This window comes from Streptomyces sp. AC555_RSS877 (assembly GCF_019049245.1).
Taxonomy (GTDB): Bacteria; Actinomycetota; Actinomycetes; order Streptomycetales; family Streptomycetaceae; genus Streptomyces.
The window spans coordinates 249862-268962 of sequence record NZ_JAGMUK010000183.1; the positions used below are offsets into that span (position 1 = coordinate 249862).

A 19101-nucleotide genomic window follows, 5' to 3' on the forward strand; every position below is an offset into this window, starting at 1 on the left:
CGAGTAGCCCTGCGGGGCCAGAGCCGCGGAATGATCGCCGTATCGTTACGGCCCATGTGGCCAGGAGAGCAGCCGCCGGGAGGCGGGCAGAGTCCGCAGCAGCGCCCGGCCGAGGAAAACCCCTACCGGCAGTCCGGTTACCAGCAGGCGAATCCGTACGCCCCACAGCAGCCGCCCCCGTGGGAGGCGCCCACCGCGCCCGGCGGCGTACCTGTTCCCGGGCCGCCGGGCGACGGGCGTCGTACGAAGGTGATCGCGATCACCGTCGCGGCGGCCGTGGTCGTGGGCTCCGCCGTGACCGGGGCCGTCCTTCTGGGCAGCGGCGGCACGGACGACGAGGCCGGCCCCGGTCCGACGACTTCGGCGGCCTCGGTGTCGCCCTCCGTGTCGGGGAACCCTCGCGCCGCCGACGGCACGTCGCCCACCGTGGCCGGTTGGAAGACCGTGGTGAACCCTGACCTGGGTGTCGCGTTCGACGTGCCGTCGAACTGGGCGCTGCGGTCGACGGGTTGGGTCTCCTGGGTCTCGGAGGACGACGACCCGGAGGACAAGCCCCTCGTCGCGATGAAGGCTCCCGCCTTCCTCAAGGAGCAGTGGTGCGGGTCGGACGACGACAAGGACGGCAGGACGGACTACACGGCGCTGGCGAGCGTCGGCACCAGAAACAACAACGGGGCCAGGAGCACGGAGGCGGCGGCCCGCGCCGACTCCTCGGCCTGGGTCTACGGCGCCTACACCCAGCCGGACCGCGAGAAGGTCACGACCGGCCCGGCCACCTCCTTCACCACCGCCTCCGGCCTCACCGGCAGTACCGCCACGTCGACGTCCGTCGACGTCGCCAAGAAGGGCAAGTGCGACACCGACGGCAAGGCGACGACCTTCGCCTTCCAGGACGCGGACGGTGACTTCGCGTCCTGGTCGCTCGTCGGCGCCGCGGGCGTCGGGGACGAGGTGCCGGACGCCACGGTGGAGAAGATCATGAGGACCGTCCGGCTCTACACGTCCGGGGACGAGCGCTGATTGCTACGTCCCTGACAAGGACCGGTGACCAAAACGTGTCCCGGGCGGGGCTAGGGTGGCTGCCCATGTGGCCAGGACAGCAGCCGCCCGGGGGCGAGCAGAACCCGCAGCAGCAGAACAACCCGTACCAGCAGCCGGGGTACCAGCAGCCGAATCCGTATCAGCAGCCCGGGTTCCAGCAGCCCAGCCCCTATGCGCAGCAGCCGCAGTGGGGCGCTCCGGCGCCGGCGGGCGCGCCCGCACCGCCGCCGCCCGGCGGCGGTGGCGGCCGGACGAAGGTCGTCGCGATCGTGGCGGCGCTGGCCGTGGTCGTGGCCGCCGGTGTGACCGGATTCCTGGTCCTGGGCGGCGACAAGGACGACGAGGCGGACGGCGGCAAGGATGCGAAGCCGTCCGCGAGCACGTCCACCGAGCCGAGCGCGTCGGCCTCCGAGGAGAACCCGCGCGGCGGTGACGCCGAGCAGGCCACCATCGAGGGCTGGAAGATCGTCGTCAACCCCAAGTGGGGCACGGCCTTCGACGTGCCGGCGGACTGGGAGGTGCAGTCCCCGACGTCGGCCGTCGCCTTCGAGGAGGAGAACTCCGACGACCTCAAGCCGATCATCACGATGTCGGCGCCGGCGATCCTCAAGTCCAACTGGTGCGAGTCCGACGACGACAAGGACGGCCGCACCGACACCATGTCCCTGGCCGCGACCGGCACCAAGGGTGCCAACGGCGCCAAGAACACCGACGAGATCGCGATCAACACCCCGGCCTGGTGGGTCTTCGGCGGCTACACGCAGCCCGACAAGAAGAGCATCACGCTCGACAAGAAGGCCACGCCCTACACCACCACGTCCGGCATCAAGGGCAGTTACGCCTGGGCGTCGTCGAAGGACACACCCGCGACGGGCAAGTGCGTGACCGACGGCAAGGCGATCACCTTCGGCTTCAAGAACTCGGCCGGCGACTTCGTGTCGTGGAACTTCTACGGGGCCAAAGGCGTCAAGGAAGAGGTCTCCAAGGAGACCATCATGAAGATCCTCAGCACGGTACGGGTGCACGGGACTCCGACGGGCTGAGGACGGTCTCTCGGTCCTGGCCGGCCGGCCAGGACCGGCAGAGCGGGGCGGCTGCCGTGCCGGTGCGCCGGCAGCGGGTCAGCCGATGCCGAACGCCCCGTCGGGGGGCACGGGTGACGGTACGGCGTCCTCGTCCCGCACGGGCCGGGCGCCGCCGATGAACTTCCGCAGGGCGGGCCCGTGTTCGACGCGGGCCGGGAAGGCGTCGGAGGCGGTGCGGCGGGCCAGGGCCGGTGTGTCGATCGGATGGTGCGCGGCGACGAGCACCGCGTTGCCGAAGCGGCGCCCGCGCAGCACGGCCGGCTCGGCGATCAGCATCAGCTCCTCGAACACCTCGGCGAAGGTGGCGAGTTGGGAGCGGAGGAAGTCGAAGGGCGCGGCGTCGGCCAGGTTGGCCAGGTAGACGCCCTCGCCGCGCAGCACGCGAGCGGTCTCGCGGGCGTAGGTGACGGACGTCAGATGCGCGGGCACCCTGGAGCCGCCGAAGACGTCGGCGACGAGGACGTCGGCGGATTGCACGGGGGCCGATTCCAGCCAGGCGCGGGCATCGGCAGCGTGCAGCGCGATCCCCGCGCCCTCGGACAGCGGCAGATGCTCCCCGACGAGGTCCAGCAGGCCCCGGTCCGCCTCCACGACGTCCTGTCGCGAGCCGGGCCGGGTCGCCGCCAGGTACCGGGGCAGGGTGAGCGCGCCCCCGCCGAGGTGCAGCACGTCCAGCGGACGCCTCGCCTCCGCGACGATGTCCAGAACATGCCCGAGCCGCCGCGCGTACTCGAACTCCAGATGCTCCGGCTCGTCCAGATCGACGTACGACTGCGGCGCCCCGTCGACCGTCAGCAGCCAGGCCCGCTCCCGGTCGACGTCGGGCATCAGCTTGGCGGTCCCGTGATCGACGTCGCGGGTGACGGGTATGGGCTCGTTCACCTTCACATTGTGCCTGTGCCGCGGCGTTCCCCTCAGCGGCGTGGGGAACCGCGCGACCGGTCACAACGGCCCCGCGGTCCCCCACGCCCACCGGCCGCCCTCAGACGACGGCGGTCACGGTCCCGGCCCCGACGGTCCTGCCACCCTCGCGGATGGCGAATCCCAGCCCGGGCTCCAAAGGCACCTCACGCCCCAGTTCGACGGTCATCGTCACCGTCTCCCCGGGCCGCGCGACAGCGGCCTCCCCCAGATCCACGTCCCCGACCACGTCCGCGGTCCGGATGTAGAACTGCGGCCGGTATCCGGTGGAGACCGGTGTCGTACGCCCGCCGTCGCGGCCGGACAGCAGATACACCTGTGCCGTGAACCGCCGCCGGGCCGGCACGCTGCCGGGCGCGGCCACCACATGCCCACGCCGCACCGCGTCGCGCGGCACGCCACGCAACAGCATCGCGACGTTGTCCCCGGCCTGGGCCTCCTCCATGGGCTTGCCGAACGTCTCCAAGCCGGTCACCACGCTCTCCACGCCCGCGCCGAGCACCTCGACCCGGTCCCCCAGGCGGAGCGTCCCCCGCTCGACCGCGCCCGTGACGACCGTGCCCCGGCCGGTGATGGTGAGCACGTTCTCCACCGGCATCAGGAACGGCGCGTCCAGGTAGCGCTCGGGCATCGGCACGTACGTGTCCACCGCGTCGAGCAGCGCCTCGACGGACGCGGTCCAGCGCGGGTCCCCTTCGAGGGCCTTGAGCCCGGAGACCCGTACGACGGGTACCGAGTCACCGCCGTAGCCGTGCGCGGTGAGCAGGTCGCGGACCTCCAGTTCGACGAGGTCGGCCAGCTCCTCGTCGGCCATGTCGGCCTTGTTCAGCGCCACGATCACGTGGTCCACGCCCACCTGCCGGGCGAGCAGCACGTGCTCGGCGGTCTGCGGCATGATCCCGTCCAGCGCGGACACCACGAGGATGGCCCCGTCGAGCTGCGCGGCCCCGGTGACCATGTTCTTGACGTAGTCGGCGTGGCCGGGCATGTCCACGTGCGCGTAGTGCCGGGTGTCGGTCTCGTACTCGACGTGCGCGATGTTGATGGTGATGCCCCGAGCCGCCTCCTCCGGCGCGCGGTCGATGCGGTCGAAGGGCACGAACGTGCCGGAGCCGCGCTCGGCCAGCACCTTGGTGATGGCAGCGGTCAGGGTGGTCTTGCCGTGGTCGACGTGGCCCATCGTGCCGATGTTCAGATGCGGTTTGGTGCGCACGTATGCCGTCTTGGGCATGGCGATACCTCGAAGCTTGTTCGTGGAAAATCCGGGGGACCCCGAGGACTCGCCGACCCTCCCCCTGCGGGGTCCGCCGGACGATCCGGGGAGGGTCAGCTTCGGGCGCCGTCGACGGCGGTCAGGAAGGTGAGAGCGGCAGCCTTCGGGGCATCCGCGACCGCGGATGCTGCGAGGAGGAAGGCGAGCCGGTACATGACGCAGATCATGGCCGACGCGTTGTCCCACGTCGAATGGTTTTCCGCGGTGCCGAACCGCACAACGGACGGCATCCATACGGCGATCACACATATATGTCGGTTAGTGTCACCGAATGCTCGATGCCACCAACCGCTCTGGGGGCACCGCCACGGCCACTCCCCGGGCCGCCGCCACGGAGTTCGCCGTCGCCGTCCCCACTGCGGAGCTCGCCGGACCCGCTCCGGCGGGTCTCGCCGCGCGCTGCTCGAGAGTGCTGTTCTCTCCGTGGTCGCGCCTGTCCCTGCTCGTCGCCCTCCTCGCGGGGGCCGCGGCGTCCGTGCTGCTCTTCGAACCGCAGCGGCTGCTGGCGGACGGCTGGCCGCCGCAGCTCGGCGGAGCCGCGGCCGCGCTGGTGTTCGCGGCGGCGTACGGCCTGTGCACGGTCGCCTTCGTGCCCCGCCCGCTGCTGAACCTGGGGGCCGGCGCGCTCTTCGGCTCCCAACTGGGCGTCGGCTCGGCCATCGCGGGCACGGTGCTCGGTGCCGGGCTCGCCTTCGGTCTCGGCCGGGTGCTGGGGCAGGACGCTCTGCGCCCGCTGCTGCGCGGGAGGTGGCTGAAGGCCGCGGACGGGCAGCTCAGCCGGCACGGCTTCCGTTCGATGCTGGCGGCTCGGCTGTTCCCCGGCGTGCCGTTCTGGGCCGCGAACTACTGCGCCGCCGTCTCCCGCATGGGCTACGTCCCCTTCCTCGTGGCGACGGCGCTCGGTTCCATCCCGAACACCGCCGCGTACGTCGTCGCGGGTTCCCGGGCCTCGGCGCCGACCTCGCCGGCCTTCCTGATCGCGATGGCCTGCATCGCGCTGCCGGCTCTGGTGGGTGCGCTGGTGGCCTGGCGCAAGCGCCACCAACTGCGCGCAGTCCGGTAGCACTCCGGGCAGGTCCACTTGGCCGCCCGCCGCAGCCTCGGCCCGGGCAGGGCGAGCTGGGGCGCGAGTCCTTCGAAGCGGTGCTCCCGTGGGTTCAGGCGCCCGCGAGACTCGGCGGCGGCACCGGCTGGGCCTCCGCCGTCCTCACCGAGGCGGTTACACGGACTCCAGGACCATCGCGTTGGCGAGTCCGCCCGCCTCGCACATCGTCTGCAGGGCGTAGCGGGCACCGCGCTCGCGCATCGCGTGCACGAGGGTGGTCGTCAGCCGGGTGCCGCTCGCGCCGAGCGGGTGGCCGAGGGCGATCGCGCCGCCGTGCACGTTGACCTTGGCGAGGTCGGCGCCGGTCTCCTGCTGCCAGGCCAGGACCACACTGGAGAACGCCTCGTTGACCTCGAACAGGTCGATGTCGTCGAGGGACAGGCCCGCCCTGCGCAGCACCTTCTCCGTCGCCGGGATGACGCCGGTGAGCATGAGGACCGGGTCGGATCCGGTGACGGCGAAGCTGTGCAGCCGGGCCAGGGGGCGCAGTCCCAGGCGGGCCGCGGTCTCGCCGGACGTGATGAGCACGGCGGACGCCCCGTCGTTGATCGGGCTGGCGTTGCCCGCCGTGACGTTCCACTCGATCTGCGGGAAGCGCTCGGCGAAGCCGGGGTCGACGTAGGCGGGTTGCAGACCGGCCAGGATCTCGGCCGTGCTGCCCGGCCGTACGCACTCGTCACGGGTGAGGCCCTCCAGGGGCGCGACCTCCGCGTCGAACAGTCCCGCGTCCCATGCCGCGGCGGCCTTGTGGTGCGAGGAGAGGGCGAAGGCGTCCATCTGCTCGCGGGTGATCGACCACTTGGCGGCGATGAGCTCGGCGCTGATGCCCTGCGGGACCAGGCCCTCCCCGTAGCGTTCGGCGACTCCGGGGCCGAAGGGGTCCTTGCCGGCCGGCACGTTCGACCACATCGGCACCCGGCTCATGGACTCGACCCCGCAGGCGACGACGAGGTCGTACGCGCCGGAGATGACGCCCTGGGCGGCGAAGTGCACGGCCTGCTGGGAGGAGCCGCACTGGCGGTCCACGGTGGTCGCGGGGACGGTCTCCGGGAAGCCCGCCGACAGGACGGCGTAGCGGGTGGTGTTCATGGCCTGCTCGCCGACCTGGTCGACGGTGCCGCCGATGACGTCGTCGATCAGCGCGGGGTCGACGCCGGAGCGCTCGACGAGGGTGCGCAGGGTGTGGGCGAGGAGTTCGACGGGGTGGACGTGCGCGAGGGCGCCGTTCGGCTTGCCCTTGCCCACGGGAGTGCGTACGGCTTCGACGATCACTGCGTCGCGCATGGTGAGGCCTCCGGGATGACTGCCAGGACCACCGGCGACTACCGGTGAGTAGGAAATCCGAACTCACCATAGCCCCGCAGGTTGGAAATTCAAACCCTCCCCTAGACTGAACACCATGGCCGCCACCAAGGACCCGCGCCCCTGCTCCATCGCCGACACCCTCGCCCTCGTCGGCGAGAAGTACTCCCTGCTCGTCCTGCGCGAGGTGTGCCTCGGCAACAACCGCTTCGACCAGCTGGTACGCAACATCGGCGCCCCCCGCGACATCCTCGCCACCCGGCTGCGCCGGCTCGTGGACGCCGGAATCCTGACGAAGGAGGCCTACAGCGAACGGCCACAGCGCTTCGCGTACCGGCCGACACAGGCCGGACTCGAACTGGAGCCGGTCCTCATGACCCTGATGGCGTGGGGCGACCGCCACCTGCGCAAGGACCACGACCGCCCGATGCTGGTCCAGCACTCCTGCGGCAGCGAACTCGCCCCGGTCGTCACCTGCCGGGCCTGCGGCGACCCGGTCCGCCACGAGGACCTGACGGCCCGCCCTCAGGCCGACGGGTGGACGGTGGCCGGCCCCACGGCCGCCTAGGGCCTGTCCGGCGGATCAGGTCGCAGGACATCCGCGGCGCCTCGTCGACGCAGGTGAGCGGGGCCCGGTGCGTCGATCTGCAAGGCGGAGGAGGGCGTCGACGCGATGGGGGTGCCCCCGCTCGAGCGAAGTCGAGAGTGGGGGAGTCGGCAACCGACGACAACGCCGCAGATCGGCGGGCCAGGCCCCGCGTCTGCGGCATGATCCGCCGGACAGCCCCTAGTAGTCCGCACTGCCAGTACCAAACCCCTGTGCCAACGCCGTCACTTCAGGACGCTACGCTGCCCCTCGACACTTCCGATCACCGCACCCGGCGGTTCGGTGCGCCCGTCGCTCCTCACCACGATCAGCGCTTGGACTCCGTAACTTCATGTCTTGGTTTGAATCCCTCATCCTCGGACTCGTCCAGGGGCTGACCGAGTTCCTTCCCGTCTCCTCCAGCGCGCACCTGCGCCTGACGGCGGCCTTCTCGGGCTGGGAGGACCCGGGCGCGGCCTTCACCGCGATCACCCAGATCGGGACCGAGGCCGCCGTCCTGATCTACTTCCGCAAGGACATCGGGCGGATCATCTCGGCCTGGACCCGTTCGCTCACCAACAAGGAGATGCGCGGCGACCACGACGCGAAGATGGGCTGGCTGGTCATCGTCGGCTCGATCCCGATCGGCGTGCTCGGCGTGACGCTCAAGGACCAGATCGAGGGGCCGTTCCGTGATCTGCGGATCACCGCGACGATGCTGATCGTGGTCGGCGTGATCATCGGCTTCGCCGACCGGCTGGCGGCTCGCGACGAGAGCGGCGGACGGCACCGCGCGCCCAAGCAGCGCAAGTCCCTTGAGGACCTGAGCGTCAAGGACGGCCTGATCTACGGACTCTGCCAGGCCTGCGCCCTCATCCCGGGCGTCTCCCGTTCCGGCGCCACCATCAGCGGCGGCCTCTTCATGGGCTACCAGCGCGAGGCCGCGGCCCGGTACTCCTTCCTCCTCGCCATCCCCGCGGTGCTCGCCTCCGGCCTGTTCGAACTCAAGGACGCGATGGAGAACGACCACGTCTCCTGGGGGCCGACGATCTTCGCGACGGTGATCGCGTTCGCGGTCGGATATGCCGTGATCGCGTGGTTCATGAAGTTCATCTCCACCAAGAGCTTCATGCCGTTCGTGTACTACCGCATCGCCCTCGGCATCCTGATCGTCGTCCTCGTCACGATGGGCGTGCTCAGCCCGCACGCGGCGGAGTCGGCGGGCTGACTATCAGTCACCCGTGACCAAAGGCATAGGAGTTGCGTAGCCGTCCGGTAGCGCGCTGTCAGTGCTTGCGCCTAGGCTTGTGGCATGTCCCCCGAATCCATGGCTCCTGCTTCCGTGCGGTCCGCCGCCGAGGTGAACGAGCAGATCCGCGCACTGTGGCTGCGCGCGGGCGGCACCCTCTCGACCCAGGAGCGCGCGGAGTACGAGCTGTTGGTCGTCGAGTGGGCGGCCGCGATCCGCGGCGCCGTCGTCGAGGCGGCCTGAACACCCGCGCCCCGCTGGGAGGTAGACGGCACTCAGCCGCCCGACAGCCGCGGGCGGCCTGCCTGCCGGTCGCTACGCCGTGGCGACGTCGCCCGTGGGCGGCTCGCCGGTCCCCGGCTCCTGCGGCACGTCGCTGAGCTGCTCGCGCACATAGTTCCAGACCACCGCGATCAGCGCGGCGACCGGTACGGCGAGCAGACTGCCCACGATGCCGGACAGACTGCCGCCCAGTGTCACCGCCAGGAGGATCACGGCTGCGTGGAGGCCGAGCCCCCGGCTTTGGATCATCGGCTGGAACACGTTGCCCTCGAGTTGCTGCACCACGACGATGATGGCCAGCACGATCAGCGCGTCCGTCAGACCGTTCGAGACCAGCGCGATGAGGACCGCGACGAAACCGGCGAACAGGGCGCCCACGATCGGCACGAAGGCGGAGACGAAAGTCAGCACCGCCAGCGGCAGCACCAGCGGCACGCCCACGATCCACAGGCCGAGACCGATCAGGACGGCGTCGAGCAGGCCGACGGCCGCCTGAGAACGCACGAACGAGCCCAGGGTGTCCCAACTGCGTGCGGCCACGGTCGGGATGTCGGTGGCGAGCCGGCCGGGCAGCTGACGGGCGAGCCACGGCAGGAACCGCGGCCCGTCCTTGAGGAAGAAGAACATGAGGAAGAGCGCGAGGACGGCGGTGACCACGCCGTTGACCACGGTGCTCACTCCCGTGACGACCGTGGACACCATGTTGCCGAGGCCGTCCTGAGCGCGGGCGACCGCGGTGTCGATGGCCTTGGTGACCTGGGCGTCACCTATGTTCAACGGCGGCCCGGCTGCCCAGTCGCGCAGCTTCTGCACACCCTCGACCACGCCGTCGGTCAGCTCCCCGGACTGGGACGCCACGGGTACCGCGATCAGCGCCACCACACCGAGGGCGACCAGGAGGAACAGCACGGTCACCACCGCCGCGGCCAGAGCGGCGGGCCACCCGAGACGCCGCAGGGACCGAGCCACGGGCCAGGTCAGTGTGGTGAGGAGCAGGCCGATTATGAGCGGCCAGACCACGGACCACATCCGGCCCAACATCCACAGGGTCACCGCGAGCATCACGAGCACCAGCAGCAGATCGACGGAAATACGCGCGGATGTGCGGAGCGCGGCGCGGGTTCTCGGGGAACTCAACGAGGCAGACATGGGGGTCACTCTATTGGCGATCAAGTAACAACCGAATATCTCCGCGCCCCCCTTGGCGGCGCCCACGCCATGCCCAACACTGAGCCGATGACGCAGCGTGTGGAGCTCGCGACCGTGATGGACCGACTGGCCGTCGACGAATTGATCACCGACTACGCGACGGCGGTGGACGACGGCGACTGGGAGGCGTACCGAGGGCTGTTCACTCCCGACGGGCGGGCGGACTACCGCTCGGCCGGCGGCATCGAGGGGGACGCCGGGAAGGTCGCCGCCTGGCTCGAGGAGAGCATGCGGCTGTTCGCGATGCGGCAGCATCTGATCGTCAACCGCCGGGTCCGCTTCGACCTCCTGGAGCAGGACACCGGTGACACGGCCCATGTCCGGGCCGACTACGTCAATCCGATGCGGCTGGCCGACACCGACGGCGGCCCGGCCGCCCCCGACTTCGTGTGCGGCGGCCGGTACGTCTTCGGGCTGCTGCGTACGTACGACGGCTGGCGGCTGAGCGAGGTGCTCGTCCAGGAGAAGTGGCGCCGCCGGCCGGACCCGCACCCGGCCCCCGTGATCGACTGAGCCGACGACGTCCTCTGTCCCAGGGGCGTCCGCGGCACGCACACTGGAGACACCCACGGGGTAGGAGGTGCCGTATGAAGTCGTTCGGCCACTGGCTCACCTCCCCGTGGCGGCGCTCGACCGTCGCCGCGGCGGCGGGCGCCCTGCCTGTACTCGCCTTTCCCGCCCCGTCACTGTGGTGGTGTGCGTACGTCGCCCTCGTCCCCTGGATCGTGCTGATCCGCTCGGCGCCGACCGGGAAACGGGCGGCGTACGACGGCTGGTGGGGCGGGTTCGGGTTCATGCTGGCGATGCACCACTGGCTGCTGCCGAGCCTGCACGTGTTCACGTTCGTCCTCGCGGCGCTGCTGGGCGCCTTGTGGGGCCCGTGGGCCTGGCTGGTGCGCCGCTGTCTCGCCGGAGCGCCCTCCCGTGCCCGGACCGGGGCCGCCCTGCTCGTCCTGCCGTCGGGCTGGCTGGCGGTCGAACTCGTGCGTTCCTGGCAGGGGCTCGGCGGCCCCTGGGGCGTGCTCGGGGCGGGCCAGTGGCAGGTGGAACCGGCGCTGCGGCTCGCCTCGGTGGGCGGGGTGTGGCTGCTCAGCTTCCTTGTCGTGGCCGTCAACGTGGCGGTCGCCGTGCTGGTCACGGTCCGTGAGTCCCGGATGCCGGCCGTCGCCGGGCTGGTCGCCACGGCGGCGGCCGCCTCGGCGGCCTGGGTGTGGTCGCCGCGCCCCGATACCGAGGGGCGGACCAGGATCGCGGTCGTCCAGCCGGGGGTCGTCGAAGGCCCCGACAGGCGCTTCGCCCGGGAGGAACAGCTCACCCGCGAGCTGGTCGGACAGGACGTCGACCTGATCGTCTGGGGTGAGAGCAGTGTCGGCTACGACCTCGGGGGCCGGCCCGACCTCGCGAGGAGGATCGCCGCGCTGTCACGCGCCACCGACGCCGACATACTGGTCAACGTGGACGCCCGGCGCTCCGACAAGCCCGGCATCTACAAGAGTTCGATCCTGGTCGGGCCCGACGGCCTCACCGGCGACCGCTACGACAAGATGCGGCTCGTCCCCTTCGGCGAGTACGTCCCGGCCCGCTCACTGCTCGGCTGGGCGACCTCCGTCGGCAAGGCGGCGGGCGAGAACCGCAGGCAGGGTTCCGGGCAGGTGGTGATGGACGCCGGGAACGGGCTCAGGATCGGTCCGATGGTGTGCTTCGAGACCGCCTTCCCGGACATGACCCGACATCTCACCGAGGACGGCGCCGACGTCCTGGTCGGCCAGTCCTCCACGTCGACGTTCCAGCACAGCTGGGCCCCCGAACAGCACGCCTCACTGGCCGCCCTGCGCGCCGCGGAGACCGGCCGCCCGATGGTCCACGCGACGCTGACGGGCGTGTCGGCGGTCTACGGCCCGAGCGGGCAGCGCATCGGACCGTGGCTCGGCACCAGCGCGAGCACGAGCGCGGTGTACGAGGTGCCGTTGGCCGACGGCGTCACGCCGTACGTCCGCTTCGGCGACTGGCCGGTGCGGGCGGCCCTGTTGATCCTCGGGGCGTGGGGCGTCACCGAGGGCGTACGGACGCTGCGGGTCAGGCGGCCTGCTCCTGAACCGCCCGTACCACCTGCTCGCACAGTTCGTGAGTCGCCAGCGCGTCCCTGGCGCTGAGCACCTTGCCCGCGCGCACGGCGTCGAGGAAGGCACCCACCACCTGCTCGATGCCGCGCTGCCGGGCCACCGGCACCCAGTCGCCGCGCCGCCGCACGGTCGGCTGGCCCTTGTGGTCGATCACCTCGGCGAGGTTGACCACCTGACGCTTGGTGTCCTGCCCGGACACCTCGAGGATCTCCTCGGCCGAGCCGCTGAGCCGGTTCATCACGCCGAGGGCGGTGAAGCCGTCCCCGGCCAGTTGCAGCACGACATGTTGCAGCAGGCCGTCCTCCACGCGGGCGCGCACGGTCACGTCGTCCACAGGGCCGGGGACGAGGAAGCGCAGGGTGTCCACGACGTGGATGAAGTCGTCGAGGATCATCGTGCGGGGCTCCTCGGGAAGCCCGATCCGGTTCTTCTGCATCAGGATCAGCTCGCGCGGGTGATCGGCGCACTGGGCGTACCCGGGGGCGTAGCGCCGGTTGAAGCCGACGGCCAGGCTCACGTTCCGCTGTTCGGCGAGCTCAACCAGCCGTGCGGAATGGGCGAGTTCGTACGCCAGCGGCTTGTCGACGTACGTCGGTACGCCCGCCTCGAGGAGCCGCGTCACGATCTCGGGGTGCACGGTGGTCGGCGCGTGCACGAAGGCGGCGTCGAGGTCCTGGCCGAGGAGGGAGTCCAGGTCGCTGTGGCGCCGCTCCTCGGGGAGGTGAAGGCCGTCGGCGACCCGGGCGAGCGTCGCCGGGGTGCGGGTCTGCACGTGCAGCTCGACCCCGGGGAGGCCGCCGAGCACCGGCAGATACGCCTTCCGCGCGATGTCACCGAGTCCGATGCAGCCGACCTTCACGGGCTCTCCTTCAGCGGTGGTTGCCTGCCGGGGTCATGCCGGAAGCATACGGCGGCCGTGGCGGCCCCCGGTCGGCGAAGGCGTGGAAAACCCGTGGTGGGGGCGGGCACGGTGGGCGACGATGCGTTCATGACGACGCAGCGCAGCGAACCCGCCCAGAACGCCGACGAACGCACCATGCTGGAGGGCTGGCTGGAGTACCACCGGCAGACCTTGGCGTGGAAGTGCGAGGGTCTGACCGACGCCCAGCTCAGGACCGCCTCGGCGGAGCCGTCCGAGCTGTCCCTGATGGGTCTGGTGCGGCACATGGCGGAGGTGGAGCGGGGCTGGTTCCGCAAGGTGCTGATGGGCGACGATCCGGGGCCGATCTACTCCACCGAGGAGGACCGGGACGGCGAGTTCCATCTCACCGAGGCGGACAGCTGGGAGGAGGCGTACGGCACCTGGCAGGCCGAGATCGAGATCGCCCGGCGCAATTCCACGGGGTTCGGCCTGGACGACCTCTCACGCGGCAAGAGCCGGTTCACCCATGAGCCGTTCAACCTGCGCTGGATCTACACGCACATGATCGAGGAGTACGCCCGCCACAACGGCCACGCCGACCTGATCCGCGAGCGCATCGACGGCGCGACGGGATACTGAGGCAGGCCGACGTCAGCCGCCGCGGACCCGCCCCCTCCGTACGGGGCCGGAGATCACCCGTGCGGGGCATCCTCCGCTTGTCCGCTGTCCAAAGGCCGTTCGACCCAGCAGAGTTGCGCGGGTGCATCGAACGACAACCACCGCAACGCTCCTGGTCACCGTGGCTGTCTCGGCCCTCTCCGGCTGTGCGACGGTCCAGCACTCACCCGTGTCAGGCCCGTCGCCGGCCCCCTCTCAGCCGTCGGCACCCCGGCCGGAGGAGCGGTCGGAGCCGCAGATCGTGCAGGCGCCGGCCCGCGAGGCCCTCGAAATGATCGGCCCGTCCCGCCGCCCGGACCCGACACCACCGGCGTCGCACCGCGCCGCCCCGGCGGCCCCGCCACGGGCCGAGGAACCGCCTGTGCGCTCCCGCCCGGCGCGTCCGAAACCCCGCCACCCCGAGGCCGGACACCCCGCGAAGCCGCACGTGGAGATCCCCGACGTGGCCAGGTCGGTCCCGAAGGACGCGAAGGACGTCTGCGCGCTCGGCAGGCAGTACGGGGGCTGGCAGGCGGGCAGCCCGGAGTCGATGATCTGCGACCAGACCTACGGGCGGTGAGCAGGAGGTGGACGCAGGGGCGGGGTGGCAGGGAGCGGACGACCATCGGTGCGAGGTCGCCGCGCGGCGGCCCGCACGCTCACCAGCGCGAAGCGCCCCCTTCGCCGATCCGCAGCTCCAGCCGGTTGATCGCTCCCCGTACCCCGTACCCGTACCCGTCGTCGCCCAGCGCACCGGACGCCTCCCGCGCCCGGCGCAGATGGGTGCGGGCGGCCTCCGTGCGGCCGAGCTTCACATAGTCGGCGGCCAGGTTCAGATGCAGGGACGGGTACAGCGCCCGCACGGCGAGCGCTCCCTCGTGCTCGCGGAGCCGGTCGTCCGTCAGCTCCTCCGCGGCCGTCAGTGCTCTCAGGTCCCAGGCGAGCTCGTCGAACGGGTCGTCCTGGGTGTCGGCCATGTAGTGGGCCAGCGTGCAGCGGTGCAGGGGATCGCCGTCGTCACCGATCTCCGCCCACAGGCCCAGGAACCGCTCCCGGGCCTCCTCACGGTCACCGGCGTGATGCAGCATCACGGCTTGCCCGATCCGCGTCATCACGGCATCCACGGCCGCCTGCCCCTGTCGCTCCGCCACCGCGTCCTCCGCACCCTCGCCGACTGTCCCCGCCGACGCTAACCGCCGCCACCGGCAATCCCGGTCAGGCGGCACCGGGCCGGTTCGGCGGGGAACCGGCCCGGCGACGGTCAGCCCAGGTTCGGGATGGTCCAGTCGACGGGCTGGTGCCCCTGTCGGGCGACCGCCTCGTTGATCTGCGTGAACGGGCGGGAGCCGAAGAACTTCTTGGCCGACAGTGGGGAGGGGTGAGCGCCCTTGACCACCGCGTGCCGGGTCTCGTCGATCAGGGGGAGCTTCTTCTGCGCGTAGTTGCCCCACAGCACGAAGACCGCCGGGTCGGGCCGCTCGGCCACCGCGCGGATCACCGCGTCGGTGAACTTCTCCCAGCCCCTGCCCTTGTGCGAGTTGGCCTCGCCGCCCCGGACCGTGAGCACCGCGTTGAGGAGCAGCACGCCCTGGCGGGCCCACGGCATCAGATAGCCGTTGTCCGGGATTTCCAGCCCGAGCTCCGCCTTCATCTCCTTGTAGATGTTGCGCAGCGAGGGCGGTGTCTTCACGCCGGGACGGACCGAGAAGCACAGGCCGTGGCCCTGGCCCTCGCCGTGGTACGGGTCCTGACCGAGGACGAGGACCTTGACCTGCTCGAACGGCGTGGCGTCCAGCGCGGCGAAGACCTCCTCGCGCGGAGGGTGGACGGGACCCCTCGCTCGCTCCTCCTCGACGAACTCCGTCAGCTCCTTGAAGTAGGGCTGCTGCAGTTCGTCGCCCAGGACCCCGCGCCAGGACTCGGGCAGCATGGCGGTGTCGGTCACGTCAACTTCCTTACGGTGTGCGGTCACTGGGACGTGCGGTCACGTCCAGGCCACAGAACCTACAGGCGGGCACTGACAACCGGCTCCGCGGACCGCGCCGACGGCCCCTACCAGCTCGTCTTCCAGTACAGCTCCCACATGACCATCATCGTCGCCGGGTCGATGACCTTCTCGAGCCCCGCGATCTCGTCGTTCGCGGCCACGTACTGCTTGCCCTGCCACAGGGGCAGCAGCCGCGCGTCGTCCACGAGGATCTGCTGGGCTTCCTTGATCTGCTTGGCCACGGCCCCGCGGTCGCTCTCCGCGCGTGACTCCGGCAGCAGCTTGCCGGTGATCTCGGGTGCTTCGTACGGGGTGCCGAGCGCGTTCTGCTTGCCCACGAAGGGCGCGATGAAGTTGTCGGCGTCGTTGAAGTCGGGGAACCAGCCGCGCCCGAACACCGGGTACTCGCCCTTCTGGTATCCCTCCACGTAGCTCTTCCAGGGGCGGCTCTTGAGGGTGACCGTGAACAGGTCGGAGGCCTCGAGCTGCCGCTTCAGCTCCTCGAAGGCGGGCTTGGTCGTCGAGCCGTAGCGGTCGCTCGTGTACCAGAGCGTCAGCGGGACGCGCTCGGTGATGCCCGCTTCCGTGAGGATCTTCTCGGCCTTGCGCACGCTGGGGGCACCGAAGTCGTCGAAGAAGCCCGTGGTGTGACCCACCAGCCCTCTGGGGATCATGGAGTACAGCGGCTCGACGGTGTCCTTGTAGATGTTGTGCGCGAGCGCCGGGCGGTCGATGACCTGGGCGACCGCCTTGCGGACCGCGGGCTTGGCGGCCCACGGGTCGCTGGGGTTGAAGACCAGGTAACTGATCTCGGTGGTGGGGTTCTCGATGAGCTGGAGCCCCTCCGCCTTCTGGTTGACCTGGAGGTTCACGGTGTCCGAGGCACCGAGACCGCGATAGATGACCGCGATCTCCTTGTCCTTGAGGGCCTTGACCATCTCGTCCGACTGCTGGAAGTAGCGGATGGTCACGGCGCTGTTCTTGCGGTCCGCCAGGCCCTTGTAGTTGTCGTTGCGGACGAGCTCGGCCTTCTCGCCCTCCTCGAAGGAAGCCAGACTGTAGGGCCCCGAGCCACTGATGTCGCCGTCCTCGCGGAGCGCGTCCGCGGGGTACTCCTCGGGATCCACGATCGACATGGCGGGCGTGGTCAGCACCAGGGGGAAGGTGGCGTCGGGCTGGCTGAGATGGAAGACGACCTCGCGGTCACCCTTCACCTGCACCCGGGAGAGAGTTCCCAGGAGACCGGCGGGGCCGCCATTGACGTTGATCTTCTTGATCCGGTCGAACGAGTGCTTGACCGCCCTGGCGTCCAGCGCGTGCCCGTCGGAGAACTTCAGGTCCTTGCGCAGCGTGCAGCTGTACACGGTGCTCGAACCGTCCGTGAAGCCACAGCTCTCGGCGGCGTCGGGTTCGGGCTCGACCGTACCGGGGGAATAGTTCAGGAGGGTTTGGTACACATTGCGGAACAGCTCCCAGGAGTTGTCCCAGGAAGCCGCGGGGTCCAGCGTGGCCGGAGAACTGGTGGTTCCCACGACGACCGGCGCCTCGTCTCCGGAGGCGTCCGAGGAGAACACACCACATCCGGCCACCAGGGATATGGACGCGATGGCCGCGAGCGGCGGCAGGTATCGGTTCCGGATGAACACGCGCTTGCTCCTCGAAAGGCCGTACCAAGGGTCGGCAGACCATACCGCAGCGCTCCGCCCTCTGAACCTCCCCGGCGATCGCTCTCTTGATCGATTTCGCGATGACGACGTTGTCATCGGCCTGTGCGACCCCGGTACGTCGGCACGGGCGCCGTTTCGAGGAGCGCCCGTGCCGAAACTCACGTGGGTCAGCCCACGCCGGCGTTCAGGAAGATGCCGCCGTCGACGACGAGCGTCTGGCCGGTGATCCAGTCGGACTGCTCCGAGGTGAGGAAGGCCGTGGCGCCGCCGATGTCGGAGGGCACGCCGAGCCGGGCCAGCGGGTACCCCGCGGCGGCCTCCTCCTCCCGGCCCTCGTACAGGGCCTTCGCGAACTGGGTCTTCACGACGGCCGGGGCGATCGCGTTGACCCGCACCCTGGGCGCGTACTCGTGCGCCAGCTGGAGGGTCAGGTTGATCATGGCGGCCTTGCTGATGCCGTAGGCACCGATGAAGGGCGAGGCGGAGACGCCCGCGACGGAGGCGATGTTGACGATCGCGCCGCCGTGGTCCTTCTGCCAGGCGTGCCAGGTCTTCTGCGCGAACCCGAGCGCGGAGACCACGTTGGTCTCGAAGACCTTGCGGGCGACGTCCAGGTCGAGGTCGGCGATCGGCCCGAACACCGGGTTGGTGCCGGCGTTGTTGACCAGGTAGTCGACGCGGCCGAAGGCCTCCATCGTGCGCTCGACGGCGACGGCCTGGTGGGCCACGTCGTGGGCCTTGCCCGCGACGCCGATGACCCGGTCGGCGCCGAGCTGCTCGACGGCCTCCTTGAGGGCCTCCTCGTTGCGCCCGGTGATGCACACGCGGTCGCCGCGCGCGACGAGAGCCTCGGCGATGCCGTAACCGATGCCGCGGCTGGCGCCGGTGACCAGGGCGACCTTGCCCGAGAGTTCCACAGTCGTCATGTCCCTGTTCCTCAGCCCTAGTTGAGCGGTCCGCCGGCGACGTACAGCACCTGGCCGGAGACGAATCCGGCGGCGTCGCCCGTGAAGAAGGCGATCGCGTTGGCGATGTCGTCCGGGTTGCCCACGCGCTGGACCGGGATCTGGGTGGCGGCCGCGGCCTTGAACTCCTCGAAGCCCATGCCGACCCGCTCGGCGGTGGCGGCGGTCATGTCGGTGGCGATGAAGCCGGGCGCCACGGCGTTGGCGGTGACGCCGAACTTGCCGAGCTCGAACGCGAGCGTCTTGGTGAAGCCCTGCAGACCGGCCTTGGCGGCGGAGTAGTTGACCTGGCCGCGGTTGCCGAGCGCCGAGGACGAGGACAGGTTGACGACGCGGCCGAACTTGGCGTCCACCATGTACTTCTGGACGGCTCGGGTCATCAGGAACGAGCCCCGCAGGTGCACGTTCAGGACCGTGTCCCAGTCGGACACGCTCATCTTGAACAGCAGGTTGTCGCGGAGCACGCCCGCGTTGTTGACGAGGATCGTCGGGGCGCCGAGCTCCGCGACGACGCGCGCGACGGCCGCCTCGACCTGGGCCTCGTCGGAGACGTCCGCGCCGACCGCGATCGCCTTGCCGCCCGCCGCGGTGATCTTCTCCACGGTGTCCTTGCAGGCTGTCTCGTCAAGGTCGATCACGGCGACCGCGCGACCCTCGGCGGCCAGTCGTACGGCGGTGGCGGCGCCGATGCCGCGCGCTCCGCCGGTGACCACGGCGACCCGCTGCTCAGTGGTGGACATTGCTGGTTCTCCTCGCCCTCGAGAAGGACGCCCATATGGTGAGCGAC

The 19101-nt window shown here is 70.6% G+C and carries 21 protein-coding genes; 10 read left to right on the forward strand and 11 right to left on the reverse strand.

Annotation, left to right across the window (positions count from 1 at the left end):
- Positions 1–54 precede the first annotated feature (54 nt).
- The gene (locus KUM49_RS41410; protein ID WP_217242097.1) at positions 55–1020 is read left to right on the forward strand and encodes a hypothetical protein; all 966 of its coding nucleotides are present in this window, start codon (positions 55–57) and stop codon (positions 1018–1020) included.
- Between the two features lie 65 nt (positions 1021–1085).
- Entirely contained in the window at positions 1086–2084 is a 999-nt protein-coding gene (locus KUM49_RS41415) for a hypothetical protein (RefSeq protein WP_217242098.1), read from the forward strand.
- Positions 2085–2162: 78 nt separating this feature from the next.
- On the opposite strand, the gene KUM49_RS41420 is transcribed toward KUM49_RS41415, so the two are convergent.
- The 3 genes from KUM49_RS41420 to KUM49_RS41430 all read right to left on the reverse strand — a co-directional run bounded on the left by KUM49_RS41420 (position 2163) and on the right by KUM49_RS41430 (position 4550).
- Positions 2163–3008, reverse strand: a complete 846-nt coding sequence (locus KUM49_RS41420; RefSeq protein WP_217242099.1) for a spermidine synthase — start codon at positions 3006–3008, stop codon at positions 2163–2165.
- A 100-nt stretch (positions 3009–3108) separates the two neighbouring features.
- Positions 3109–4278 (reverse strand): elongation factor Tu, encoded by a 1170-nt coding sequence (gene tuf, locus KUM49_RS41425; protein ID WP_217242100.1) that lies wholly within the window; start codon positions 4276–4278, stop codon positions 3109–3111.
- Between the two features lie 95 nt (positions 4279–4373).
- Positions 4374–4550: a hypothetical protein gene (locus KUM49_RS41430; protein WP_217242164.1), complete on the reverse strand. Its 177-nt coding sequence runs from the start codon at positions 4548–4550 to the stop codon at positions 4374–4376.
- Between the two features lie 41 nt (positions 4551–4591).
- Here KUM49_RS41430 and KUM49_RS41435 point away from each other — a divergent pair, with 41 nt between their 5' ends.
- A complete protein-coding gene (locus KUM49_RS41435; RefSeq protein ID WP_217242101.1) occupies positions 4592–5383 on the forward strand; it encodes a TVP38/TMEM64 family protein in 792 nt (263 codons plus the stop codon).
- 156 nt (positions 5384–5539) lie between these two features.
- Here the strand turns inward: KUM49_RS41435 and KUM49_RS41440 are convergent, their stop codons facing one another.
- A complete protein-coding gene (locus KUM49_RS41440; RefSeq protein ID WP_217242102.1) occupies positions 5540–6709 on the reverse strand; it encodes a thiolase family protein in 1170 nt (389 codons plus the stop codon).
- Between the two features lie 115 nt (positions 6710–6824).
- Here KUM49_RS41440 and KUM49_RS41445 point away from each other — a divergent pair, with 115 nt between their 5' ends.
- The 3 genes from KUM49_RS41445 to KUM49_RS41455 all read left to right on the forward strand — a co-directional run bounded on the left by KUM49_RS41445 (position 6825) and on the right by KUM49_RS41455 (position 8805).
- A complete protein-coding gene (locus KUM49_RS41445) occupies positions 6825–7295 on the forward strand; it encodes a helix-turn-helix domain-containing protein (protein ID WP_217242103.1) in 471 nt (156 codons plus the stop codon).
- Between the two features lie 370 nt (positions 7296–7665).
- On the forward strand, positions 7666–8541 hold the full coding sequence (locus KUM49_RS41450) for an undecaprenyl-diphosphate phosphatase (RefSeq protein WP_217242104.1): 876 nt from the start codon (positions 7666–7668) through the stop codon (positions 8539–8541).
- An 84-nt stretch (positions 8542–8625) separates the two neighbouring features.
- On the forward strand, positions 8626–8805 hold the full coding sequence (locus KUM49_RS41455; protein WP_217242105.1) for a hypothetical protein: 180 nt from the start codon (positions 8626–8628) through the stop codon (positions 8803–8805).
- A gap of 72 nt (positions 8806–8877) precedes the next feature.
- Here the strand turns inward: KUM49_RS41455 and KUM49_RS41460 are convergent, their stop codons facing one another.
- A complete protein-coding gene (locus KUM49_RS41460) occupies positions 8878–9993 on the reverse strand; it encodes an AI-2E family transporter (protein ID WP_217242106.1) in 1116 nt (371 codons plus the stop codon).
- 87 nt (positions 9994–10080) lie between these two features.
- Between KUM49_RS41460 and KUM49_RS41465 the strand changes: the two genes are divergently transcribed.
- Positions 10081–10566 (forward strand): nuclear transport factor 2 family protein, encoded by a 486-nt coding sequence (locus KUM49_RS41465; protein WP_217242107.1) that lies wholly within the window; start codon positions 10081–10083, stop codon positions 10564–10566.
- Between the two features lie 74 nt (positions 10567–10640).
- A complete protein-coding gene (gene lnt / locus KUM49_RS41470; protein ID WP_217242108.1) occupies positions 10641–12206 on the forward strand; it encodes an apolipoprotein N-acyltransferase in 1566 nt (521 codons plus the stop codon).
- On the opposite strand, the gene KUM49_RS41475 is transcribed toward lnt, so the two are convergent.
- Positions 12130–13035, reverse strand: a complete 906-nt coding sequence (locus KUM49_RS41475) for a Gfo/Idh/MocA family protein (RefSeq protein WP_217242109.1) — start codon at positions 13033–13035, stop codon at positions 12130–12132. The two genes, lnt and KUM49_RS41475, sit on opposite strands and share 77 nt — an antisense overlap.
- Before the next feature lie 129 nt (positions 13036–13164).
- Here KUM49_RS41475 and KUM49_RS41480 point away from each other — a divergent pair, with 129 nt between their 5' ends.
- A complete protein-coding gene (locus KUM49_RS41480; RefSeq protein ID WP_217242110.1) occupies positions 13165–13677 on the forward strand; it encodes a DinB family protein in 513 nt (170 codons plus the stop codon).
- A 400-nt stretch (positions 13678–14077) separates the two neighbouring features.
- The gene (locus KUM49_RS50500) at positions 14078–14275 is read left to right on the forward strand and encodes a hypothetical protein (protein WP_308406986.1); all 198 of its coding nucleotides are present in this window, start codon (positions 14078–14080) and stop codon (positions 14273–14275) included.
- A gap of 79 nt (positions 14276–14354) precedes the next feature.
- On the opposite strand, the gene KUM49_RS41490 is transcribed toward KUM49_RS50500, so the two are convergent.
- The 5 genes from KUM49_RS41490 to fabG form a co-directional block, all read right to left on the reverse strand.
- On the reverse strand, positions 14355–14846 hold the full coding sequence (locus tag KUM49_RS41490) for a tetratricopeptide repeat protein (RefSeq protein WP_217242112.1): 492 nt from the start codon (positions 14844–14846) through the stop codon (positions 14355–14357).
- A 110-nt stretch (positions 14847–14956) separates the two neighbouring features.
- The gene (gene ung / locus KUM49_RS41495; protein ID WP_217242113.1) at positions 14957–15640 is read right to left on the reverse strand and encodes a uracil-DNA glycosylase; all 684 of its coding nucleotides are present in this window, start codon (positions 15638–15640) and stop codon (positions 14957–14959) included.
- Positions 15641–15747: 107 nt separating this feature from the next.
- Positions 15748–17328, reverse strand: a complete 1581-nt coding sequence (locus tag KUM49_RS41500; protein WP_217242114.1) for an ABC transporter substrate-binding protein — start codon at positions 17326–17328, stop codon at positions 15748–15750.
- A 188-nt stretch (positions 17329–17516) separates the two neighbouring features.
- The gene (locus KUM49_RS41505; RefSeq protein ID WP_217242115.1) at positions 17517–18275 is read right to left on the reverse strand and encodes an SDR family oxidoreductase; all 759 of its coding nucleotides are present in this window, start codon (positions 18273–18275) and stop codon (positions 17517–17519) included.
- A gap of 17 nt (positions 18276–18292) precedes the next feature.
- Positions 18293–19054, reverse strand: coding sequence for a 3-oxoacyl-ACP reductase FabG (gene fabG / locus KUM49_RS41510; RefSeq protein ID WP_217242116.1), 762 nt, complete (start codon positions 19052–19054; stop codon positions 18293–18295).
- Between the last annotated feature and the right edge of the window lie 47 nt (positions 19055–19101).

What these genes read in the sequence shown, in the direction of transcription:
- KUM49_RS41460 (WP_217242106.1), bottom strand. Translation starts at nt 9,993, where the DNA reads ATGTCTGCCTCGTTGAGTTCCCCGAGAACCCGCGCCGCGCTCCGCACA.
- KUM49_RS41430 (WP_217242164.1), bottom strand. Translation starts at nt 4,550, where the DNA reads ATGCCGTCCGTTGTGCGGTTCGGCACCGCGGAAAACCATTCGACGTGG.
- KUM49_RS41465 (WP_217242107.1), top strand. Translation starts at nt 10,081, where the DNA reads ATGACGCAGCGTGTGGAGCTCGCGACCGTGATGGACCGACTGGCCGTC.
- KUM49_RS41505 (WP_217242115.1), bottom strand. Translation starts at nt 18,275, where the DNA reads ATGACGACTGTGGAACTCTCGGGCAAGGTCGCCCTGGTCACCGGCGCC.
- KUM49_RS41440 (WP_217242102.1), bottom strand. Translation starts at nt 6,709, where the DNA reads ATGCGCGACGCAGTGATCGTCGAAGCCGTACGCACTCCCGTGGGCAAG.
- KUM49_RS41455 (WP_217242105.1), top strand. Translation starts at nt 8,626, where the DNA reads ATGTCCCCCGAATCCATGGCTCCTGCTTCCGTGCGGTCCGCCGCCGAG.
- tuf (WP_217242100.1), bottom strand. Translation starts at nt 4,278, where the DNA reads ATGCCCAAGACGGCATACGTGCGCACCAAACCGCATCTGAACATCGGC.
- KUM49_RS41435 (WP_217242101.1), top strand. Translation starts at nt 4,592, where the DNA reads ATGCTCGATGCCACCAACCGCTCTGGGGGCACCGCCACGGCCACTCCC.
- KUM49_RS41445 (WP_217242103.1), top strand. Translation starts at nt 6,825, where the DNA reads ATGGCCGCCACCAAGGACCCGCGCCCCTGCTCCATCGCCGACACCCTC.
- KUM49_RS41450 (WP_217242104.1), top strand. Translation starts at nt 7,666, where the DNA reads ATGTCTTGGTTTGAATCCCTCATCCTCGGACTCGTCCAGGGGCTGACC.
- fabG (WP_217242116.1), bottom strand. Translation starts at nt 19,054, where the DNA reads ATGTCCACCACTGAGCAGCGGGTCGCCGTGGTCACCGGCGGAGCGCGC.
- lnt (WP_217242108.1), top strand. Translation starts at nt 10,641, where the DNA reads ATGAAGTCGTTCGGCCACTGGCTCACCTCCCCGTGGCGGCGCTCGACC.
- KUM49_RS41410 (WP_217242097.1), top strand. Translation starts at nt 55, where the DNA reads ATGTGGCCAGGAGAGCAGCCGCCGGGAGGCGGGCAGAGTCCGCAGCAG.
- KUM49_RS41480 (WP_217242110.1), top strand. Translation starts at nt 13,165, where the DNA reads ATGACGACGCAGCGCAGCGAACCCGCCCAGAACGCCGACGAACGCACC.
- KUM49_RS41415 (WP_217242098.1), top strand. Translation starts at nt 1,086, where the DNA reads ATGTGGCCAGGACAGCAGCCGCCCGGGGGCGAGCAGAACCCGCAGCAG.